This window comes from Clostridium sp. TF11-13AC (assembly GCF_003481065.1).
GTDB classification, from domain to species: Bacteria; Bacillota; Clostridia; order Lachnospirales; family Lachnospiraceae; genus Otoolea; species Otoolea fessa.
Window position 1 is genome coordinate 413,442 of the sequence record NZ_QUKJ01000003.1, and the last position, 16,862, is coordinate 430,303.

Below are 16,862 nucleotides of genomic sequence, written 5' to 3' on the forward strand. Positions count from 1 at the left end.
TTACACCTCCCCCACAATGAAGCCGTCACCGTCACCGTCTGGAAGCATAATACAAAGAACCATGTCGTTGACGTCCGGCACCCATGCAGAAACAAAGGCTTCGTGGTAGTGGCTCACTTTCTTTTTCAGTTCGCCGCCGTAGTCATATTGCAATTCTGTTTTTGCTGTCTGCCCCTCTGTTCCGCTTTCCATTGCTGGTATGACGTACACCGGGCGTTTGATAATGTGCAGGTCGCCGGAAGTTATGCCGCCTTTGTCCTTGAACTTCACACGGGCTGTCATTTTTTCCGCACTCACACTTTGCACCGTGCCAATGCGTATGGCGTTTTTAAGTTCTGTCATGTCTGCCATTTAGTAGCCCTCCAATACCTGTTTTAATTCAATTTGCGTTGTATAACCTCCCGTCAGCTTGTGCGTTGCTTTCGTGATTTTATACTTGCGGTCGAACTTCTGAAACCCTTTCAACCGAACCGTTGCGCCCGCCACCAGCTGCACGTCACCAAGCATGGTGAAACTGGCTGTATACTGCTGTGTATTCTTTTCACGCAGCCGCTTTTTCGCCAGTTCGTGCGCTTCACTGGTGCTGTTCACCTTTTCGTTGATTTCAAGCACCTGCCCGGTTCCCTCTGTACTGTCCGGGGTGTATGTACTTTCTATCGTTTCCTTGCTGTCCGGGTCAGTATACGAAACATGGCAGCTGGTGTATGCTGTATCATGCAGGCTGGTTCCCAGCTTGTATGACAAATAATCACCGCTGCCATATTTTATGGTTTTTATAGGTGGCTTGCTGTCGTATTCTTCGGCGTCATAAATAACCACGTTCATTGTGGTTACTTTCAACGCCAGCCCAGCCGCCTTGCATAGCTTCTGCAAAAATACAATGTCTGACTGCTGCACCTGTTCTTTTCGCTTATATTTCGGGTTTGACCCAGCAAGGTACATCAGTTTTAAACGGCTTTCTTTCGCTATCTGCTCCGCAATCACTTTCAGTGTCGTGTTTTCCCATGCTTTTGACTTTCTCGCAACCCTCATGGTTGAGGTGTACGGAATTGACGTGCCTTTTAATGTGATTTTGGTTGGCGGTCCGCTGGCGTCTACGCTGTCCAGTTCAAAGGTTCCGCAATTCAAATGCACATCTTTTCCGTTGTCATGCCAGTTTTTCTGCACAATAGTTGCCGTTATCAATTTAGGGTCTGACACCTTTTTTGTGGTTTCTTTTGTTTCTGAAACCGTCTGGGTTGCTGTCCCGCCTGTCGTGATTTTAAATACCTGCCCCGGATATATCAAATTGGGGTTCTTGATATTGTTTTCACTGGCAATCTGCGGGTATTTCGTGCCGCTTCCCAGATACTTTTTGGCAATAGCCCAAAGGGTATCACCTTTTTTAACTACATAATTGACGACGCTTGCAGCTTCCACCTGCTTTTGTACCGTCGTTGAAGTCTTAACAAATGTCGGTTTTACTTCCAGCCAGCTTCCCAGCCACTTACTTTCTCTATCATCAAACGCAAGCTGCAAATCGTCTGCGTTGTCTTCTTCTTCATCAGTGAAAGTAAGACTGCTTAAATATTTGTTGATGTCTGCCGGGACAGAAACATTTTCAAATTTCAGTTTCAATTCCACCCGGCGTGCCAAGTTCTTTGCACTCATTCTATGTCAGCAGCCCCCTTTTCCACGGTGGCAGTTCCAAGTCTTCTTCGTCTTCCACCTCCGGGATTGTTAAAACAACCCCGGCTGGGAAAACGTAGGTGCTGGCATATTTGACATTGGCTTTCATCAGCTTATCTGTATGCAGAACGCTTCCCATTTCGTTGTATGCGATTTTGTCCCACATATCCCCAGATATTGTGGTGTAGCTTTTAGTCATATTTCTGCCGCCTTTCTTTGTCTTCTTTTTCGTCCAGCAATTCTTCAACGTCACGCAGCAGCCGTTTGTTGTTTTCTTCCAGCTTTGCGTCTAAGTCTTCCGGCTTATCTCCGTTTACCACGATTGTTGGATTATTGTTGATAGTTACATTCTTTGCACCGCCGCCGTTGTTGCCTGCTCCTGCTGTCACCTCCGGCGCTGTATTGTAATTATTTACCGTCTGCGCTGTTGTGGTCGGTGCTGTTGTTGGCGCTACCGCTGCCGCTGTTGTGGCTGCCGTATTCTGTGCCGCCATGATACTTCTTGTCTGGCTGGCAGTAAACACCGTGCGCCCCGGTGCGTTTGTGATTAACTCTGGTCCAGCTTCGCCCGCTATGAATGTATCTGGGGTATTGCTTGAACCTTTCGCCAGCATAGGTATTTCAGATATGTTTATACCTTTTCCACCTACGCCCGGCACCCAGTCTGGCACTTTTACTTTGTTCAATCCACGAATAACCGTGTTGACCGCAGATATAATGCCGTTAATTGCACCCGTACACACTGACTTGATAGCCTGCCAAATTCCAGAAAAAATGGACTTTATGCCCTCCCAAGCCTGCCGCCAGTTCCCGGAAAAGACGCCAGTTATAAAAGTGATAATTCCATTCAGCACGGTTACAATTCCAGAAATCACGCCGGAAATTGCTTGAACTCCGCTTTGAACGATAGCTTGAATTGTCGGCATTACAAATTGTACCGCCGCTAAAATTCCTTGAATTATCGGACTGACAATATTCCAGATAGTTGATAAAGCGGTTTGAATGGCTGGAAGCAGTGTTTGCAGTACGTTTTGTACGACTGGTAAAATTGCTTGTATTGCGTCTGAAATTGCCGGAAGAACCGTGCTGCAAATAAAGCTGAACAGTTCTGAAATAATCGGTAAAACGTAAGTTGAAATAAACGTGATTATTTCGCTTATAATTGGCATAAGCCCAGCAATAAAGCTGCCTATCACCGGGATAATTGCCCCGATAAAATCCGCAACGCTTTGTATAATTTGCATGATTGTTGGGGCTGCCGCTTGAATAAAGCTAACAATCCCCGGTATCACTTGTGTTGTGATTACCTGCAATACCTGTTCTGCTACTGGCACAACATTTGCCGTTATGAAGCCCACAACCTCTGAAACTGCGTTCTTTACTGTTCCCAGCACATTTACAAACGTGTCAAAGACTGCTGCCCCTTTATCTCCGAACAGTTCTTGTATTTTGTCACGGGCTGCGCCTATGTTCTCACCAGAAAACACATTTTTTATTGTGTTTCCTACGTTTGTTATAACCGCAACGATTTTGTCAAATACCGCCAGTGCTTCATCACCAAAAGTGCGCTGAATGAAACTGCGTATTTCTTCAAGGTGTGTTTGTACCAGCTTAATGACCGTGATAATTGTTGTGATAACGCCCACAACTGGCAATATCTTTCCTGCGATACCTCCCAGCGGTCCTAGTGCTGTTTTGGCAAGGTTTCCGAGCGGTCCCAGAACTGTTTTGACTGCGTTTCCGAGCGGTGCAATCAGTGTTGTTGCCTTACTGAAAGCCCCGGTAATTCCTCTTGTTATCAGACCGCCTATTTTCCCAAGCGGGCTGTTTGCAATCGCAGTTCCTACGGTTCCAAGTATCGGACCCAGTTTGCCGCCAACCAGTGAAAACGGTTTGAGTAAAAGCCCCAGCAGCTTTGTTCCTGCGCCTGTCAGTGCCCCGCCTGCCTTTGTAGCAAGTCCCATGAAGCCATTGACAACGGACGCTTTCACATTGCCCATGAAGCCCGTAACTGCTCCAATTACTCTGTTTCCGCTGAAAATATTACCTATTGCAGAACCTACGCCGCCCAAAGCACCTTTTACGTTGCCAAAGTAAGAAAGTACACCGCTTCCGGCTGCTTTCAGCTTTGCTGCAAAACCTGCGCTTGTTGCTGCGTTCTCAATAAATCCGGCACGCAAGCCAACCAGCTTCTTTGCCAGTGACAATATGCCGTCTTCCGCTGATAAAGTAACCAGCTTTGTTGTCAACATTCCCACTTTCAGTGCTGCCAGTCCTGCTGCTACCTTTAAGACCGTTTGCACTAACTTTGGGTTTGCTGCTGCAAATTCTGAAACTTTCGTGACCACGGTTGCCACTTTGTCTGCCATGTTTCCTACAATCGGCAGTAGGTTTTGACCAAGAACAATGCTCAAATTCGCAATACTGTTCTTTGCCTTTTCCATTTTGGCTTCTGTGGTGTCTTCCATTTTGGCAAATGCGCTGTCTGTTGCTCCAACGCTATTCACCATATCTTGTACGCTTGCATTGAAGCCGTCAACGCCGTTTGATAACAGCGACATTGCCGCTTTTCCTGCTTCCGAACTGCTGAACATATCGGACAGGGCAAGACCAGACTTGCTGGCTTCGTCTTGTATTCCTCCCAGAATTTCCCCAAGTGATTTCCCACTTTTCATCAATTCTGAAAAGCTACCGCCCATTTTCTCACGCAATAGCTTGTCCGTTGTACTTCCAGACTTCGACAACTCATTCAACATACTGTTCATGTACGTTGTCGTTTCTGCGGCTGCAATACCTTTGCTGGTCATTATCGCATAGCCAGCGCACAACTGTTCCAATGAAACATTGCTTGCGTTTGCAGTTGGGATAATTTTACCCATGCTGCTTGCCAGTTCGCCTACGGTTACTTTACCTTTGTTCTGCGTCTGTACCAGCATATCTGATACAGTACCTACCTTGTCCGCACTCATGCCGTATGCGTTCAATACGGTTGTCAATACGTCCAGCGTTTGCGAACTTTCGGCAAATCCGGCTTTCGCTAACTTCGTACTGTTTGTAACAAAGTTTACTGCGTCTGCCGTTTTCTGCCCGGCAGATATTGCGTTGTATACATCATCAGCAACGGCGCTGGCTGCAATTCCTGTCTGGTTTGACAGCTGCATAATCTGTTGTGACAATGTGCCCAGTGGTACTTCCTGCGTATCCGCAATGGTTCCAACCTTTGCTATTGCCGTTTCATATTTCTGCGCCGCCTGCACTGGTCCCGCATATACCGCCGTTGCTATTGCACCGATAGCGCCAATCGTTCCCAGCAGTTGCCCTTTTGTTTTAGAAATGCTCTGCTGTACCTGCTGTTGCTTTTCATTTATCTTCTGCAACGTCTGCTGTGAACTCTGCAACTTTTCATACGATTTTTGCAACCTGCCGTTGGCTTCTTCCAGATTGTCTGTATTTACCCCGGCTTCCCGCAGTTCTTCTGCGTAACTGTTTAATTGTCTTTCCTGTTCCTGTATTTTGGCAGTGGTCTGTTGTATCTGGCTTTCATTTCTTTCGAGCTTCTTCCGCAGTGCGTCTGTGGGTTCGCCCGTCTGCTGTAACTCCTGCTGCAACCTGTCATGTTCAGCATTAAGCAACGCCAGCCGTTCTTTGTTCTTGTCAATAGCGGCAGACTGCTTTGTGTAGCCGTCAATCTTCGATTGCAAGGAATTTACGTTTTTCATGCTGTCCCGCAACTGGTTATTGGTGTTTATCGCACTTTTGAACGCCCCATTGAAGTTGGGACCCAGCGCCGCTTTCAGCTTGAAAAGCAGTTCAAATTCCTTTTGTGACCCTGCCAAGCTGTTTCACCTCCCTACGCTTTATTCTGCTGCCGTTCTTCCGCTTCTTCTTTTTCCACTTCATTGATTGTTTCAATCCATGCAAAAAGCCTGCGTATGGGCATTTTTAACCAGAATGGGACGGGCGTATGTGAAGCCCTTGACATTTTATATATCTGCTTTCTTATGAACTTTGCGGGTTCTTTAATCTTTAATAGCCCGCAGCAATTAAAAAATCCCTTGCTTTGTTCTTAATTTTCATATAGTCTGGCACTGGAAGCCGTCTGATTTCGTCAGAAGCAACCCCCGCAGCCTTTGCCGCAAGAATACACTGGAACGCAGAAGAAATTTCCGGGGAAAGAACATATTTGTTCATGTCCGCAAGTTCCTGTTCCACTGCTTCTATATCCTCACCAGTCAGATTGTCAAAATAAAAGGTTAATGCGGTGTACTTCTTGCCCTCAATCTCTCTGGGCGCTTTGAAAGTGTGGGTGTAGTTCAGACTGGTGTTTTCTTTCTCTGTCTTCTTTTCCTCAAAACTCACCACGCCGCTTGCCTGTGCTTCCTGCATTTCTTTTGCCTGCTCTGCCGCCTGCTCCATGTTTTCAGTGTTTTTTGTTGTATCTGCCATTTTGTTTTCCTCCATATCTGATTTATTGCAGGAAAAAACCAGCGGTTCCCCGCTGGCTCCTGCTTTTCTGTCTTTACTTTCCTAACGCTTTTCTAACGTCCTTTAAGTAGTCTTTGCCATTGATAATACAAATGAAGTTCAACGGGTCAATCTCCGTTACCTTTGAACCGTCCATATACATTGCGTAGTATGAAACGGCATATTCTCCGCTTACATCAGCAGTGGACGCAGCAGCAACCTTGCCCAGTGCTGTTTTCTTCGGTTTCACTTTCATAATATGCTTTACCCCGGTGACTTCATTTGCACTGGTACGCAGGTTCATTCTCTGCTGTGCCACACGCAAATCAATTCTATGCACACGGGGTTCCATTAACTTGACCGCTGCTGCCGTTACGGTTCGGAAATTGAAAGTTGTTGTCATGGCATTTAAGTGACCAATAATGATTTCTTCAATATTGCCCGCAATGCCTGCGCCGCTTAATTCTTCCGTCATGTACTCTAAATCCGGCAGGGTCACTTCTGTTGTTCCCAGATACTCCGTGGCGTCTTCGTAAATCGCATAGTTAATTACTAATTCATCAACTTTAGACATTTTGTTTCACCTCCCCTTTATGCCGCCACCAGTGCTTCAAGATATGAAAGGTCATATTCAAGCACAAAGTCCATTTTCTGTAATGGTGACGGCGGTGTCATGTAGATATGAAAACGGACAATTCCTGCTGCCAGCTGGCTTGCGCTGTTCTCGCTTGCGTTCAGTTCGACACGCCCGCCAATGATTTTTTCATCAGTCGCAAGGCTTGACAGCCAATCGTTGACGGACTGCACGATTGCGTCCAGAAGACGTCTTTTAATACCTCTGTCAAGGTAGTTCCAGTATGTCAAAATAAGGGTCTTTCCAACCCATTTGAACATACGGTTGATACAGTAGAAATAATTTGTCATGTCAGTATCGGCAGGGTAGCACGCTGTATAATTCCCCCAACTTACAAAACCGTTGTAGAAATTAAGTGCTGTAACCACGCCGTTTTCATTCAGATAGTTTGCCTGCTGTACGTCCAGAATAACTTCTGAACCGTCCGCAACAACCATTCTATCTGCCTGTATGCCCTTGTTTGAAGCACTTTCGCACGGTGTACCGTCGCCGTATGCTGTCGCATTGTCTACGGCAGAAATGCTGGCTGCAAGCTGTGTGGAAAGATTAAAAACCCTATCGCCCAGCGCAACTTTAGGAAAGCAAAGAATTTCCGTTTTCTTTGTGAAATTCTTTTTCTTTTTCCACTCCGGCACCTCTGTATAGTAGATTGCGCCTGTTTCCTCTGTGCAGTCTACGTCCAGAATTGCTTCTGCTTCAAACAGACCGTTGATGTTCTCTGCCTTTGCAGACATGACGGCTGCAACCTCCGGGTCATGTGACCAATTCGGACACAAAATAAGGTCTGGAACTTTCGTGAAGCGTGGGAACACGCTGTTAATCAGTTCAAGCCCTGTGGTCTTGTGTGTGCTTACGCTGTAACCGCCGATAATGTCACTCTTTGTAACCTGTGTAGGGTCCACGGCGTCATATTTTACGTTTGCTTTTCCTGTTGTTTCTTTCAGAAACTCCACAATGCAGGCTGTGTCACCGTAGAACACTTCGTAGTCTTCCCCAGCTGTCTTTCCAGTCACTTCCACGCTTCCTGCGATTGCTTCCAGTGGTAATTCAATCTGGTTATCTGCCACGTCCATTTCCTTTTCTGCTACTGTCTTCTTATGCTTTTTAGGGTCAAGCACATTTACAAAGAATACCTGCGCACTGTTAAAAAGCGTAAACGCTGTGTAGATTTCTTCGCAAAGGCTGTATTTTTTCCAGTCGTCGGAATATCCCAACGCCTGCACCGCTTCTGCGTAGCTGGAAGCCATGATAACTTCATTTACTTTTCCGTTGGTCGCCTGCACGGGTGCTGTACCGACTACAAAATGTACGCCAGTGTCTACGGAAACGGGCGTGATTGCTCCGCTGTCGGTCTTTCCGGCATTTACTCCATGTGATACGTCACTCATTGCTTATACCTCCTGTTCTCGTTCTGCGTATGCAAGGGCGGCAGCTTTTAAGTCGGAATACCACTTGTTGTATACGTTCCCGGCTGTCTTCACCTTGTCTTTCTTCTCCGCAAGTTCCGTTGTCGGAACAAGCATTTTCTTTACAAGTGGGAACTTTTCAAGAATAAAAGACAATTCCTTGTCAATTTCTTCTTCTGTTCCCTCAAAAATTCTGTTGCACTGCAACATTGCTTTTGGCAGGTTCGGTCCAATGTAAATCAGCTTTACCGTTTCCGGCTGCTCATTTGCCGTTTCTGCGGCTTTTTCCGCTTCACTGGTATTTTCTACCGCCTGCACCTTTTCAGCGTCCTTTTCGGCTGCTGTGGCGTTTGCTGTGGTCGCTTTTGCCATGTCTTCTACCTCCTGTTTATAAATTTTGCAGAACTGCTGCCACGTCACGTTGTACGACTGGCAGGCTCCAATTTGTCACCATTTCCCCCATGTAATACGGCGGCGTGGTGTCTTGATACACGATATATTCCAGTGGCATTTCCAGCACAAATTGACCGCCGCCAACTGCTCCGGCTTTCTTCAATTCGCTTCGCACTCTCAACATGAGGTTGAGAAGTGCAAGTGGTCCGTCCTGTCCGTTTTCGGAATACACCGCAAATATAATTCTTACTTTGCAGCTGTCTTCTTCTGGCTCTCCCGCTGCCTTGTCGTCCGTCCCTGTTAGGAACTTAACCAGAATGTATGGCACTTTCTGTTGTGCGTCGTCCGCTTCCGGCAGTCCCATTTTGTAAACCGCCGCCGGGCGCTCTTTCACTTCATTTCTGCCCGTTCTGGTTCTCACTGGTAAAATAATGTCAGCCGTTTTTTCTTCTATGAACCGCTGCAAATTTTCCAGCAAAAAAACTGGTGTCATGCTTTTTATCCTCCATATCCATTCAAAATTCTGTTCATTTCATGGACAATACGTTCATTCACCAGTTCTTGTACCTCGTCTTGCAGTCCGTCTATAACTTCCGGGCTTCCTACCATTTGCGCAGCTGAAAGACCCATAAGCTGTTCTGTCGGTACACGCTTTCTGGTTACTCTCTCATATACGCCCATGCCGTTTTTCATGTTCGCAACAAAGGCGTCTTCAAACGGTGTTGCGCTGCCGCCTTTCTTAACTGCCGCCCGCACCTGTTTTCCTGTTCCAGATTTCGTGGGCGTCACCTTGAATTGATATAACGGCAGTTTTGTTCCTGCAAACGAAACAAAGCCCGCAAGGTTTCCCGTGCTGGCTTTGTTTATCTGCATTGTTGTTCTCGCTGTCAGTGCGCCATTGTTTACCGTGTATACCTGCTTTGTTCTTTTCAAAGCCTGTGTCTTTACTCTGGAAATACCACGGTTCATTGCGTTAGCAAAGACCCGTTCCGCACCCTTTGGGACGTCTGCCAGCAGGGTTCCAACTCTTTCTATTGCGTCAGATGTTATTTCAATCATTCTTCCAACATCTCCAATTCCAGAATTATTTCCCCGTCTTCACAATCTGCCTTTGCGATACGGTACATATTTACCGCCCCGGCTTCGTCAATTTCTATCTGCCGCCCCTGCTTTGGTACGCAACCAAAGTCATACAGCGACATATAGACAAGACATGACGCACGGTGCAACCCCTCTGCATTGTCCCCGCTTCCTCTCTGCCGTTCGTCGGCTGCCGTGTGGTCAATGATAATGGGTATATAGTGTTGTTTTTCTTGATACCATACGTCTGTCATGGTTGCCATTTCGCCGCAGTTATGAAACACTTTCATGTCACTGACAAGCTGTGCTTTGAAGTCCATTAAATAGGCGTTGCAACAAACCAGCTGTCAACGTCATGCGGTACGCATAACGGTGCGGAAGACAGATTGAGAAATCTTCTTGCAGGCTTGCGCTTTGTCCATGTGTCCGGCACATATTTTCCCTCAACGGTCATAAAGTTGCCGTCCGGCTCCTTAATCAGTGTAATTGCGCCGTAGTACATGGAATAGTCACTGCTTGTGCTTAACAGTGCCAGACTGTCCGCAGGTACAAGCGGCTTGTCCTCTGGTGTTGCCGGGTTTGTCCAGTCGTCCAAATACCATTCGTTGTACTTGTAAATATCAAGCCCTAATTCGTGAATGGTTCCCAGATACGTTGTACCGTTCGGAAGCTGTCGTGGCTGGATAACTGCTAAATTGTAGTTCTTTACGTCAAGAACTTTCTGCACCTTTGCATTGCCCACAAACGCATTTGCAACGCCTGTTCCCATAACGCAAATATCGCAGTTCACAAAACCTGTCTTCTGGACGGTTTCATGCCAGCGTTTTAAATCTGCGATAGGGTCGGAAGTGTCGGCAGTCCATTTCTTCTTTGCTTCTGAAATGGTTTCTTTGTTGGTGAAAAAGAAGTCAATTTCTTCATTCACGCCGTCACCGATAATGGGAATTTTACCAGTGAAGATTGTCTGGGCGCACATCAATTCTTCACGGCGCACAATCTGTTCTCTTAATTCCACAAAATCGTCTGCCATTTTCAATACGGCACGTTCCGCAGGTGTTCTGCCGGAATAAATACTTTCACCCGGTCTTCTCTGTAAAAGGTCGTCAACCGTTGTGACCTTTTCCGGGGCTACTAAAGGCGGCGTATAGGTCTTTGTTTCATAGCCAGTGTTCGGCACTACCTTTCCACCAATTAAGCGGCTTACAAACGGCGCAACCTTTCTGCTGCCCTTTCTGAAATCTACATCAACATTTTTTGTTGTGAAAGTTTCCTCATGTTTGAAAAACGTACTTCTGAAAAAGGTACGCACGGGCGGTAATTTCTGAACCACTCTGCCCATTGTCCGTGGCTCATAAATAGATACTTCATTTGCCATGATTTCTTTTTCCTCCTTATCTCAAAAAGATTGATACTTTTCTTAATGCTTCTTTGATTTTCGCCACATCAGTGTCGCTTTCAACGCTTAATGCGTCGGTGAAAAACTCACCTGTCATGTAATATGTCACGGGTTCCCCGTTTCCTGCTGCTGCCGCAGAAATGCCGATTGCGCTTGCTTCGCTTCCTTTGGCTACCGGGATAATTTTGTTGTCACTCGCCGTGTCAACCATTACTGGCGCATACTCTTTAATATCCGCACCCGCAGTCCCCGTTTCCGGCACTGTTGGGAAGTCGCCAGCAAAGAAGTTTTTCGGCGCTGTTTCTCTTTTCTCTACTGCATATTCGCTCATGCCTGCTACCTCCTTACTTCACTTCTGGAAACAGCTTGTCAATAGCTGCTTCAAAAACATTCTTGCCGTTGTCGCCTGCTCCGTCCTCCGGCACTACTCCAAGCACTCCATTTGCCCCGCTGTCCTGTGCGTCTTTCTGGCGGTTCTCAATGTATGTGCCCCCAGCTTTGTTCTGCTCTGCAATGATTTTCACTGCCAATTCCTGCGCAGAAGTTGGGTTCGTGAATTTTGCGTCTGCCGCAAGTGCTGCATAGTTACCGTTTGTCAAATCCTCAATGCTTTTAATTCTGACACGTTCTGCGGCGGCTGCGTCGTTCTGAATTGTCGCTACTAAATCCGGGTAAGCGGCTTTTAGTGCGTCAACCGTTGTGATTTTGTTTTCTGGTGCTGCCATTTGTTGTTCCTCCTTTTCCTGTGGCTTTTTGCTTGCTGCTGCACTATTATTTATCAAACTACCCGGATTTTGATTGTGCGGGCTGTTTAATAACTGTGTTGGAATACTTTTGAACATAGAAACATCAATGGGCACTGAATTAACCACAATTTTTGAAGAATTTTCAACAACTGTGCTGCTTTCTTCAAACATTAGTTCATCACAAAACCCATTTTCAACGGCTGTGTCTCCTGTCCACCATGTTTCATTTGACATAAGCTGTTCTATGTCCTCTGCATTTCTCCCGGTCTTGCTGGCGTATGTGTTGACAATGCTTTGTTTAATCACTTTCAATTCATCAGCCATTTTCAGAAAGTCTTCTGCCTTGAAAGTGTCCCAGACTGTCATTGCTGGGTCATGTATCATAAACACGCCGTTGCGGGCAATCTTGATTGTGTCGCCCGCCATTGCAATGATTGTGGCTGCGGAAGCTGCCCAGCCGTCAATTTTGACCGTCACTTTCGCCGAACAGTCTTTCAACCGTGTAAATATTGCGTTTGCTGCGAACACATCACCGCCGCCGCTGTTAATGCGCACGATAATTTCCGGGACGTCGCCCAGTTCCGCAAGTTCTGCGTTGAATTGCTGCGGTGTTACCCTGTCTTCCCACCATGACTGCTGACTGCTGATTGCTCCATACAGAAGCAGTTCTGGTGGCTTGTCGCCTGCTGCCGGAATGAAATTCCAGAATTTATTTGTTGTGACCCCGTATGGGTTGCCCGGTTGCCTGTTATCCTGTTGCCGGGTCGTCTGCATTTCCATTGGCAATTTTCCTTACCTCCCTTAGTTCTTTTTCTTCATGTTTCAGCTGCTCAACATTGCTGTAATAGCCGCTACCTGTCATTTGCATTGTTTCATCACTTCTGGTGCTGAAACCGTTTTGCACTCTCTTTTCCGCTGCCGTAACCTCTTTTACTGGGTCAAGCATACCTTTTGCCGGACCGTTCCATTTTGCCGTGCAATATGCTTTTCTGATTACTGCGTCAGTAAAGAAACCCGGTGCCTTGATGCGCCCTTTTGCCACCGCTTCTGTCAGCCATTCTTCGTACACGGGCTGGCAAAAGTCTGTTGCCAACCAATCCCGGTACATATTGAACATTTTCCATGCTTCTTCCAGTGCCCCTTTGCTGGCTGTATAACTGGCGTTAAAGCGTTTTACAAGCAATTCATAAGGAATTTCAAGTGAAGCGCCTATTTGCTGGCATATAGCTTCCACAAAGCCATTAAAATTGGCGTTTGGTCTTCCGGGGTTCATGTCATGTGCTTTTTCGCCCTCGTTTAAGTCAAAGACAGCACCCGGCGCAAGTTCAATGGTGGTTTCGTCCTCTGCGTCAACCTGCACTTCCTCTGGTATCATGCTTCCTATTGCGTCCTCGTTGCTGGCGTCTGCCTTTTCAATAAACACCGTAAACATTCCAGACACAACCGCCGCCACCAGTTCTGCGTCTGTATAGCGTCCAAGCTGCTTCAAGCTCTCAATGACCGGGGCAAGGAACGGAACGCCCCTGCGCTGCTCTATCCTCTCACGGTTCATCAAGTGCAGCACATTTCTTCTGCCCGTCTTTATTCCAAATGCTTCTACCCTCTGCCATTTAATGTCTGTGTATGCGTATGACAACGGGTGGTGGTCTGCTATGTGGTACGCTACCACCTCCCCGGACTGGTCAACCTCTACACCTCCAACAATCTTGTTGTCTATTGTGTCGCAGTTGTCCGGGCTGCAAAGCCTGTCCGCTTCAATCAGCTGCACACGCAAATCATACGGCTGGTTTAATCTGGGCTTTACTGGCAGCACTGCCAAGCAGTCACCAGAAATAAGCCAGTTCAGAAACGCCAACTGCTGCAACTCATAAAAATTATCAATGCGTGCCATGTCACAATCTGTGCTTTCTGCCCAGATGTTCCATTCCCTTTCAATCTGCTTTTCCAGACTTCTTCTTTCTTCTGGTGTCAGCCCTAATATTTCAGCGTCTATGTTCGGTTTCAAACGTAGTCCACGCCCAACTACATTGGTGCGCATGGTCTTGACAGCGCCGTTGGCAATCGGTACGCCCATATATAAATCACGGGTGCGCTGCCGCAGGACAGAAACATTGTCTTCTATGTCCTCACGGCTGCTGCCGCCAGCATGAAGCCAGCCCATAAGTGATTTTTTTGTTACGCTTGCCCCATAATTGCTGTAACCGCTGTTTAATATCTGCAATTTCTGTCTTGCAGCAATCCTTTTCAGTGCTGTTTGCGGCGCAATCGCTGCTATTGCCTTATCAATTCCCGCTGCAATCCCCACGTTCTCACCTCCTTTATGGCATGAAAAAAGCACCTTTTCACGGGTGCTTTTTGTCTTTTCTTATTTTTCCACGCTACAATATTACCTCATTTTTGTGGGCAATGGGGGGAAATAAACCCCTAAAACGGGCAATAGCGGGCAATCTTTACAAGTCACGGGGTACAAATCGTTTTACCCGGTTTCTGCCGCCGTGTTTGGCTGCGTTCTCCAGCGCATTGACCTTTCCTTGCCAATATTCAATAGACTTTCTGATTTCCGCTAAATCAGCTTTTGTCATGGTCCTGCTGCCGATTGTGTATGACTGCGCATTTGTCACCGCCAGTTCTGCTTCCAGCCATGCGTCAAGGTGCCTTTTTGCTGTTTCCAGTGTAATTCCTGCCATTTATAATATACCTCCACTGTTTCTTCTTCCCCGCTTCACAACTTTCTTTGTTGTCTGCGGCTTATTCTCTTTCTTTTTCGGTTTCTTTAATGGTACGCCCGTTATTTCAATAGCTGCCGTGGCGTAGTTCCGGCAGTCAAGCGCTTCGTTTCGTTTGTGCTGTCCTTTGTCTTTCAGGTCCCATGCAAAATACGGTCTGCCCATTTTATAGCGCATGACCTTTTTTTCCGACGTTAGCCCCTTGAAATACTTTTCATCATAGCCCCTGCCGTCTTCCTTTGGGAAGTGGCAAAAGCCGGGTCCCTCGTCTTCCAGCTTCAATCTGTCCATTAACAAACTTTTTCCTGTGTCTACTCCCAGCGTGAACAGATATGCGCCCTCACGGTTGCTTTTTGTCGGCTTCTGAATGTATGCCGCTGCACTATCGTTTGAACCTTTGATTGCAAATACCCTGCGATTGAACCGTGCTTTGCAGAACTTATATACTTGATTGCTTCGGTGTCCTCCACTATCTATGCAGGTGCATGACAATTTCAGCTGCGTTTCGTCTGCTTTTTTCCACGACTGCTGCAAAAACGTGTCAAGGTCTTTCCAGCACTGGTCTTCCATGTTCGACGTGTCACCGTATATCACGGCATACTTAATTCCCCAGCTTTCATATTCTGGACCCCAGCCCACAACCTCAATTTCAAATCTATCGTCCTGCGTGTCCACGCCTGCGGTCAAATACAGCACTTCTTCTGGCACTTCGCAGTTGTACTTCTCCCTGCGCTTCATCAGTTCGTCGTCTTCTACGGTTTCGCCGTCTTCCTCCCACGTCTGCCCCATTTCCGTATTGGTCCATACTTTCATCAATTCCACATTGCCTTTTTTCATTTCTGCATTGGCAATCAAGAATTTTTCAACCACTTCTTGCCATGTGGTCAGTGTTGACGCAAGCGTGTTCAAATGGAACCCACGCACGGGGTTTTCCGGGTCCTCATGCACAAAGGTTCCCTCTGTAAAGTGTTCTTTCCACTCTGCTTCACTGGATATGACGCCGCATTTGCTGCAAGCGTATTTGATTTCTGACAAGTCCTCTTTGTCAAAGACTACATTTGACCAGACCAGCGGTTGCAGTTCTCCGCAGCACGGGCAAGGCGTGTTCCACTCTCCCCGGCTGCTGTTTTCGTACTCCACTTCTATTCTTGATACGCCCTTGACCGTCGGTGTGGAAATGTCCACTTGCTTCTTGTTCCAGAACGTCGTCTGTCTTTTTGAAGCCAATAGAAGCGGGTCGCCCTCTTTTCCTGCACTGGCTGGGTATGCGTCTATTTCGTCCGCAAGCAATATTCTGATTGTGTGGCTACGCAATCCCGTTGGGCTATTTGCCCCGGCAATAGTGATAAAACCGCCGGGGAATATCTTCTGCATGATTGTATTACCGCTGTTTCGTGACTTTTCGTTTATTCTGTCCGCAAGTACTGGGGTATCACGCAGCATGGGTGACAGCTTTTCTTTTGAAAACTTCTCTGCCATGTCTATTGTGGGCTGTATAACCATAATCGGTGACGGGTCATAATGCACATAGTAGCCAATAGGGTTCAGCACCATTGCGTCTGTTTTTCCCACCTGCGCCGCTGACATTATCACCACTTTTTTAATTGTGATGTCTGTTATTGCGTCCATGATTTCTTTCTGGTACGGGGCTTTTGCTGTCTTCCAGCGTCCCGGTTCTGCGGAAGACCCGGCAGACAGCCTGCGGAATTTATCTGCCCACTGGGAAAGTGTCATTTCCGGTGGCGGCTGCAATACCTTAAAAATGCGGGCGAACATATCAGCTGTGTGTTTCTTCATCTTCTACACCGTACCCAAACACTGTCTGAAAGTCTGAAAGTTCTTCCAGTACCTCATCAATAGCGCTTTTCAGCAGCTTGAAAATTTCTGTCTGGTCCTTTTTCTTTGATAAAATCGGACTTAACTTTGCAGGTATTGCCATAAGTCTTGTTTTGAACCTAACCAGCGTGTCTGTCATTACCTGTTCCACGTCCTCTGTGGTGTGAACTTCATTTCTGCGCAGCTTCAATTCCAGTTCTTGCGCTTCCCTCTTTGCTCTCACCAGTTTTGCCCGCTCCGCATTGTAATTTATTGTGCTTTCGCTGTCCGGGTTGTTCTTCCGCAGGTAGTTTATGTATTGGTGGTTTACGGTTTTCAAATCGTACAGCCCCGGTCTGATTTCCGTTATCACTTTTTCGTCCCGCAGCTGGCGCACTCTGCGTTCTGATATGTCAAGCCATGCGGCAACCGCTTTTGACGTATACGCTTTCAAAAACCGCACCCCCTTTCTTTTTTCTGGTTCGGAAGCGGAAGTGAAAATTTTTAATTTATATCTAGGAAACCTTTGGGCGT

The 16,862-nt window shown here is 46.9% G+C and carries 18 protein-coding genes and 1 pseudogene; all 19 read right to left on the reverse strand.

Annotation, left to right across the window (positions count from 1 at the left end; translation table 11 throughout):
• Complete coding sequence (locus DXD12_RS09315) at positions 1 to 351, reverse strand: hypothetical protein (protein ID WP_118638196.1); 351 nt, start codon at positions 349 to 351, stop codon at positions 1 to 3.
• Positions 352 to 1,032, reverse strand: a complete 681-nt coding sequence (locus tag DXD12_RS15840) for a contractile injection system protein, VgrG/Pvc8 family (protein ID WP_333563197.1) — start codon at positions 1,030 to 1,032, stop codon at positions 352 to 354. It abuts the gene before it with no gap.
• Positions 1,033 to 1,257: 225 nt separating this feature from the next.
• Positions 1,258 to 1,395 (reverse strand): annotated as a pseudogene (locus DXD12_RS15845) (LysM peptidoglycan-binding domain-containing protein); the annotation flags it as partial.
• 256 nt (positions 1,396 to 1,651) lie between these two features.
• The gene (locus DXD12_RS09325) at positions 1,652 to 1,867 is read right to left on the reverse strand and encodes a tail protein X (protein ID WP_118638198.1); all 216 of its coding nucleotides are present in this window, start codon (positions 1,865 to 1,867) and stop codon (positions 1,652 to 1,654) included.
• Positions 1,860 to 5,504: a phage tail tape measure protein gene (locus DXD12_RS09330; RefSeq protein WP_118638199.1), complete on the reverse strand. Its 3,645-nt coding sequence runs from the start codon at positions 5,502 to 5,504 to the stop codon at positions 1,860 to 1,862. The genes DXD12_RS09325 and DXD12_RS09330 overlap by 8 nt, the downstream gene beginning before the upstream one ends.
• A 190-nt stretch (positions 5,505 to 5,694) precedes the next feature.
• Positions 5,695 to 6,114 carry a phage tail assembly protein gene (locus DXD12_RS09335; protein ID WP_243105370.1) on the reverse strand — a complete coding sequence of 140 codons (420 nt, stop codon included), beginning with the start codon at positions 6,112 to 6,114 and terminating at the stop codon, positions 5,695 to 5,697.
• Between the two features lie 73 nt (positions 6,115 to 6,187).
• The gene (locus DXD12_RS09340) at positions 6,188 to 6,706 is read right to left on the reverse strand and encodes a phage major tail tube protein (RefSeq protein ID WP_118638200.1); all 519 of its coding nucleotides are present in this window, start codon (positions 6,704 to 6,706) and stop codon (positions 6,188 to 6,190) included.
• Positions 6,707 to 6,723: 17 nt separating this feature from the next.
• Positions 6,724 to 8,154, reverse strand: a complete 1,431-nt coding sequence (locus DXD12_RS09345; protein WP_118638201.1) for a phage tail protein — start codon at positions 8,152 to 8,154, stop codon at positions 6,724 to 6,726.
• A gap of 3 nt (positions 8,155 to 8,157) precedes the next feature.
• Positions 8,158 to 8,544 (reverse strand): hypothetical protein, encoded by a 387-nt coding sequence (locus DXD12_RS09350; protein ID WP_118638202.1) that lies wholly within the window; start codon positions 8,542 to 8,544, stop codon positions 8,158 to 8,160.
• A 16-nt stretch (positions 8,545 to 8,560) separates the two neighbouring features.
• Entirely contained in the window at positions 8,561 to 9,058 is a 498-nt protein-coding gene (locus DXD12_RS09355; RefSeq protein ID WP_118638203.1) for a hypothetical protein, read from the reverse strand.
• 5 nt (positions 9,059 to 9,063) lie between these two features.
• Positions 9,064 to 9,624 carry a phage tail protein gene (locus tag DXD12_RS09360; protein WP_118638204.1) on the reverse strand — a complete coding sequence of 187 codons (561 nt, stop codon included), beginning with the start codon at positions 9,622 to 9,624 and terminating at the stop codon, positions 9,064 to 9,066.
• Positions 9,621 to 9,935: a hypothetical protein gene (locus DXD12_RS09365; RefSeq protein ID WP_243105371.1), complete on the reverse strand. Its 315-nt coding sequence runs from the start codon at positions 9,933 to 9,935 to the stop codon at positions 9,621 to 9,623. The genes DXD12_RS09360 and DXD12_RS09365 overlap by 4 nt, the downstream gene beginning before the upstream one ends.
• Before the next feature lie 29 nt (positions 9,936 to 9,964).
• A complete protein-coding gene (locus DXD12_RS09370) occupies positions 9,965 to 11,020 on the reverse strand; it encodes a major capsid protein (RefSeq protein ID WP_118638206.1) in 1,056 nt (351 codons plus the stop codon).
• Between the two features lie 16 nt (positions 11,021 to 11,036).
• Positions 11,037 to 11,372, reverse strand: a complete 336-nt coding sequence (locus tag DXD12_RS09375) for a hypothetical protein (protein WP_118638207.1) — start codon at positions 11,370 to 11,372, stop codon at positions 11,037 to 11,039.
• Between the two features lie 13 nt (positions 11,373 to 11,385).
• Positions 11,386 to 12,567 carry a head maturation protease, ClpP-related gene (locus DXD12_RS09380; RefSeq protein ID WP_243105372.1) on the reverse strand — a complete coding sequence of 394 codons (1,182 nt, stop codon included), beginning with the start codon at positions 12,565 to 12,567 and terminating at the stop codon, positions 11,386 to 11,388.
• Positions 12,536 to 14,092, reverse strand: coding sequence for a phage portal protein (locus tag DXD12_RS09385; RefSeq protein ID WP_207665265.1), 1,557 nt, complete (start codon positions 14,090 to 14,092; stop codon positions 12,536 to 12,538). Before DXD12_RS09385 ends, DXD12_RS09380 begins: the two co-directional genes overlap by 32 nt.
• A gap of 145 nt (positions 14,093 to 14,237) precedes the next feature.
• Positions 14,238 to 14,474 (reverse strand): DUF6148 family protein, encoded by a 237-nt coding sequence (locus DXD12_RS09390; protein ID WP_118638209.1) that lies wholly within the window; start codon positions 14,472 to 14,474, stop codon positions 14,238 to 14,240.
• Positions 14,475 to 16,310 (reverse strand): phage terminase large subunit family protein, encoded by a 1,836-nt coding sequence (locus DXD12_RS09395; RefSeq protein WP_118638210.1) that lies wholly within the window; start codon positions 16,308 to 16,310, stop codon positions 14,475 to 14,477.
• On the reverse strand, positions 16,291 to 16,782 hold the full coding sequence (locus DXD12_RS09400; RefSeq protein ID WP_118638211.1) for a hypothetical protein: 492 nt from the start codon (positions 16,780 to 16,782) through the stop codon (positions 16,291 to 16,293). The genes DXD12_RS09395 and DXD12_RS09400 overlap by 20 nt, the downstream gene beginning before the upstream one ends.
• Positions 16,783 to 16,862 lie beyond the last annotated feature (80 nt).